A 4,724-nucleotide genomic window follows, 5' to 3' on the forward strand; every position below is an offset into this window, starting at 1 on the left:
GCTGTGGGAAAAAGGACGAGAAGCGCCCTCCGTCATATTTCCGAGGAATGCCGGAGGATGCCTTGCAATTCCAAAACTCAGCGGTGCGTGCTGAACAGCGCCTCACGAAGAAAACGCTTTCCTTTTTTAAAAACATAAAAGTCTGGTTTCTAAATGAAAGGCGTTTGTTTTAATGTCAAACGATACCATTATTGTATCTTTACTGACTATTTTATAGTGAAAAACAGCTGTTATATAGCCAGATTATCAGGTAAATTGTCCGGCATGGACGATAATTCACTCAACACTTTGTTTCCATAACGCCCGAAAAGAAGATAAATCAGGGCACTGGGAAGCTGCGTTGTCAGTCCGGCCTGGTTCTTGAGAGGCACTTTCTTTTCCGACGATTTGTCCAGCTCGATGCGGCCTTCCGTTTTTTTCAACGGTGACAGCATAATGGCACTGCAAAGGTTCTTGCATTCGTTTTCGTCTATCAAAATTTCCGGCAAGGCATTGCTCCGGCCTCCAAACATAAGAAGCAACAACTTGAACTGTTGCCAATGATATACGGTGGCCTGCCCTTCGTTCATCAGTTCCACCTCAAAGCCATAACTTTCCAACTCACGTTTCAGGACACGGCTGTCGGTGGTAATCTGCTCCAGTTCCTCGCGGCGTTTGTTCCCGGCACGGTCAGGGTAGAGAATGATACGCTTCTTCAGGGAATCAGCACCGAAAAACTCATAGAACTGACGGGCGAGTTCGGGCTGTTCATCCGGGTAACAGCAATAGAGTTCCTTTATAATACGGAGCTGACGGCCGTATTCCTTTTCCTGCCCGACAACAAGGCTGGAAAAGTGGCCGGGGTCATATCCTACCAGTAGCTCGTCACGCTTGTTGTAGTGCTTCAAATAGCGGGCTGTGAGTAGAAAATGTTCCCGCAGGTCAAGTCGTAGAATGGATTCATAAATATAGCTGTCTGCATACTGATGTTTCTCCTTGTTGTAGTTGGCGAAGAACTTGTTGATAACCTCCTTATGGCGGATAGCGCAGATGGAAGTGAGGAATTCGTCCATATCCAAGGTCTCAAGCTGCGTCTTGAAGAACTTCGGACCGAGAATATCCTTGTTGCAGAAGGAACTGGCACGGACGTACAACGTGGCGTTACGGCGCATGTCTGCCAGGCGGGGCTGCCATAAGGATATGATGCGATCCTGCTTGATGATTTCAAGACGGATACGCTCAAGGGTAACGGGGTTAGTCGTTTCCCGTTGTGAGTTTATAAGCTTGTATTTATGATAGATAGCTGCATTCACATGAAGCGCGACTGTAGATATTTCCTCCATCAGTTTCGTATCCATGTTCTTTTCATACTCCTCGAACCAGTCATCTTCACCGAGATCCACACGCGCGGTATCGGATACGCCCGTGATACCTTGGTAATAAGGTGACCGGCGTATTTCGGCACTGGCACCACGGAGGGAAGGGAACAAGCGGGTTTTCAATTTCTCCCCTTTGTTGTGTTTCATCTCTTCAATGATGGCGTGGACGGCAGAGCGTCCGGCAACGGACTCCGGCTGATCCGAACTTACCAACTGGATGTGATGGCCATCCCGGAAAACGACACTGTGTTTGGGGTAGGATATGGGATATCGGGGCTTGCGGAAATGAGAAGGGAGCTTATTTTCGCCCACCACATAATCGATGCCATACTCCAGCATGGAGCGCACCTTCCCACCTACGGTGACTTCTCTGGAGAAATAAGCCTGAAGGTTGGGCCATACGTTCGTCATCAAGGCAACGTAGGTCTTATGTACCAGGAACGACAGCTCGCCTGGCATGTCATTGGCCACACGGATGATGCGAGGGCCGGTGATACCTTCCGTCTTACCACCCGCACGTGCCACCTCGGCAAATATGTTGTTGGCATCAATGACATTGACCAGTATCTGCATCTGGTTCATGTAGTATTCCTCAAACCGGGAAGTGATTTCAATATCTGTTTCCATCTCACTCTTCATTAAGTTCTTCGTATTCAGCTTCCTCAATATCCGCATCGCGCAGCAGGCGCTTCTTCTCGGCCTTCTCGATGGGAAGGTTCTCTATCAGGTTCAGATAGAAGCCTTTATTGTGCTTGGAGGCAATCTCCTTCAGGGAGGCCTTGCTGTATCCCAGGTCTTCCGGAGTAAGTTCGGGAGATATCAGGAAGACGATCCCCAGATTACGGTCGGCTTCGGCAATCTCGGCAGCACGACGACGGCACTCCAGGGCGGCGGCATAGCACTTGCCCTGGGTTTTGTAGTCACCGGCAGCCGCACATAGTTTGGCAAGATCCTCGTACTTGTCGGCATAGTTGGACTCCCACACCTTGATGGACACATTGTTGTCGATATTGAAGTAATTGATGGCCGCATAAATGCGTGCCTTACATGTACGTTCATCCACATTAATCTGCTGCTGGGCATTGATGCGCTGGCGCAGCTGCTTGGCGGCACGGGTGATGTTACGCTCGTATTCGTAAATCTCCGCCGCCCACTGCAGCTGCTTGAGGAATAACTGCACATCGGCAGGAATGCCGTCACACTTCCCGGTGGTGAGGAATGCGGATATCAAGTCCGGATGTATCTTATCAAGGGTGTCGAGTCTGGTCATATTCCAAAGAGTTGGTTTCTTAAGTCTTTGACTGTCCGTTCCTGCTTACGTGTTTCCAAGGTCTCAATGGCCGACACATCACCGGTCTCGGCTTTCTTGGCAAGTTCGGCATCGATATTGTATTCTCCCAGGGCACAACCGTTACGGTAGGCGTCGTAATATACATCTCCGGGCATCAACAAGCGGACTGTCAGTGCCGTCCTTTCCTTTCCACGCAGGCCGAGAAGCGTACATATACGGTGGGGAGTGTATCCCAAAGCACCGAAAGTACGCACTTGGGATACATATTCATCGCCTATCAGGACGGCTTTATCAGTGTCTGAAGTTAGAGTGAGTTCCTTTTTCATTTCAACAAGGATTGGGTATCTGTAACAGAAAGAATTTCTCCATTCCGGATTAACTGGACGGGCTGTTCAGGGAACATGGCGCGGTACCGGTGAATGGTGGCTGTAACATATTTCGGGTCTATCTCCATAGCATGACAGATACGGTCTATCTGCTGGCATGCCATGAGGGTTGAACCGGAACCAGAGAAGATGTCGAGGACTATCTGACCGGGAGTGCTGGAATTGGATATGGGGTATGCCATAAGGGCTATGGGCTTCATTGTCGGATGTATGGCATTGCGCTGCGGCTTGTCGAAATTCCAGACGGTAGTCTGCTTACGGTCGGAATTCCATTGATGTCCGGCCCCCGGTTTCCAGCCATAGAGACAAGGTTCATGCTGCCATTGATAATCCTGGCGTCCCATCACCATAGTATTCTTTACCCAGATGCAGCATTGTGCAATCTTGAATCCCGCTTTCCTGAGAGAAGCCCGGAAATTCTCGCCTTCACTGTCCGCATGGAATATATAGTAGGATCCTCCCGGCTTGAGTACGGCGAACATGACAGAGAACACCTGCCTGAGAAAGGTGGCGAACAAGTCGTTTTCCATGGAATCGTTCTGGATGGTGAGTTCCTCCTCTGTACCGCCTTCATAGTTCACGTTGTACGGTGGATCCGTGACGCACAAGTCCGCATGCTGCCCGTCCATCAGCGCCGTGATGTCCGATTTGGAACGGCAATCGCCACACATCAGACGATGGTTACCGAGTAACCATATATCACCGGGTCTGGCAATTACAGTATCTTCAGATGCAGGAACATTAAAATCGATGGCATCTTCCTGCACATTTTCCGACTCATGCTCTTGGGCAAACAAGGGAGATACCTGCCCGAAATCAGTGGTCTTGACCTCATAACCCAGGTTGAAGCGCTGCAGGGTGTCAGAATCTATATTATATTTTTTGAACAGCAGGGTATCCGGATTCCTGGTGGCAAACTCGGAATTATAGGCTGCGATTTTCTCTACCGCTTCCTTCTTGTCTGCCGCAAAAATGGGTTCATAAGGTATTTCCGGTATTGTAAACCCGGACTTGCGCAATGCAAGCAGTGCCTTCCGTCTCTGATGGGCATCGATAATCCAGAGCTTTCCGTCCGGATCCTGCCAGGCTTTGAATGCATACTTGAAACCACGGGTGATGATAAGCATCTGCAGTTTCGATAATTTGTCAGGATCAGACTTCTTGAAGTCCTCCTGAAGCTCCAAGAACGAATCCAGCGGGGCAGTAGGCAAACCACCCAAATTAAATACTTCTATCAGCTTTTCCATTTTACTTCGAATTGAATTTTTGCAATATTGCTTTGAACAGTGATTCCCGTTCACGGTGACGTCGGAGATTCTCCTTGTCTTGGGTGCGCTTGTTTTGCCTGTCAGCGCGTTTCAGGTAACACTCGTATCTGCGGATATTGTCCGTCACATTCTTATAAAGGCGCAGGAACTCCTGCGGGTCCGTCTGCAGCAGCTTTTCCAGTTGTGCTCTCTCTGACTGGTGGGCTATGAGCGGATGAATGTAGAGGAACTTCCCAGTGTCGTTGAACGATTGCAGCTCATCGAATGCCTGGAGATTACGGATGCGCAGTTCCACCATGTCCATGATGTCACGCTTCTGCGGTTTTCTTTCCAGACTTTCGTCGAGCTGCTTCATCTGTTTCCAAGTGACCACACGGTCGTTGTAGATGAGTGTGGCTATTTGGACCTGCGGGTCGAAGAG

General features: G+C 49.5%; 5 protein-coding genes. All 5 read right to left on the reverse strand.

The features are described 5' to 3' along the window. Positions 1-230 precede the first annotated feature (230 nt). The 5 genes from ABUA47_RS23115 to ABUA47_RS23135 are packed head-to-tail and all read right to left on the reverse strand — an operon-like array spanning position 231 to position 4,658. Positions 231-1,985: a hypothetical protein gene (locus tag ABUA47_RS23115; RefSeq protein WP_349832123.1), complete on the reverse strand. Its 1,755-nt coding sequence runs from the start codon at positions 1,983-1,985 to the stop codon at positions 231-233. A gap of 1 nt (position 1,986) precedes the next feature. Further along, the gene (locus ABUA47_RS23120; RefSeq protein ID WP_044467555.1) at positions 1,987-2,628 is read right to left on the reverse strand and encodes a hypothetical protein; all 642 of its coding nucleotides are present in this window, start codon (positions 2,626-2,628) and stop codon (positions 1,987-1,989) included. Further along, positions 2,625-2,975 (reverse strand): hypothetical protein, encoded by a 351-nt coding sequence (locus ABUA47_RS23125; protein ID WP_117652836.1) that lies wholly within the window; start codon positions 2,973-2,975, stop codon positions 2,625-2,627. The genes ABUA47_RS23120 and ABUA47_RS23125 overlap by 4 nt, the downstream gene beginning before the upstream one ends. Then, positions 2,972-4,282, reverse strand: a complete 1,311-nt coding sequence (locus ABUA47_RS23130) for a site-specific DNA-methyltransferase (protein WP_349824563.1) — start codon at positions 4,280-4,282, stop codon at positions 2,972-2,974. The genes ABUA47_RS23125 and ABUA47_RS23130 overlap by 4 nt, the downstream gene beginning before the upstream one ends. A 1-nt stretch (position 4,283) precedes the next feature. Beyond that, positions 4,284-4,658: a hypothetical protein gene (locus tag ABUA47_RS23135; protein WP_349824566.1), complete on the reverse strand. Its 375-nt coding sequence runs from the start codon at positions 4,656-4,658 to the stop codon at positions 4,284-4,286. Positions 4,659-4,724: the final 66 nt, after the last annotated feature.

Source organism: Bacteroides sp. RTP31139st1_H2_RTP31139_211217 (assembly GCF_040227615.1).
GTDB lineage: Bacteria > Bacteroidota > Bacteroidia > Bacteroidales > Bacteroidaceae > Bacteroides > Bacteroides uniformis.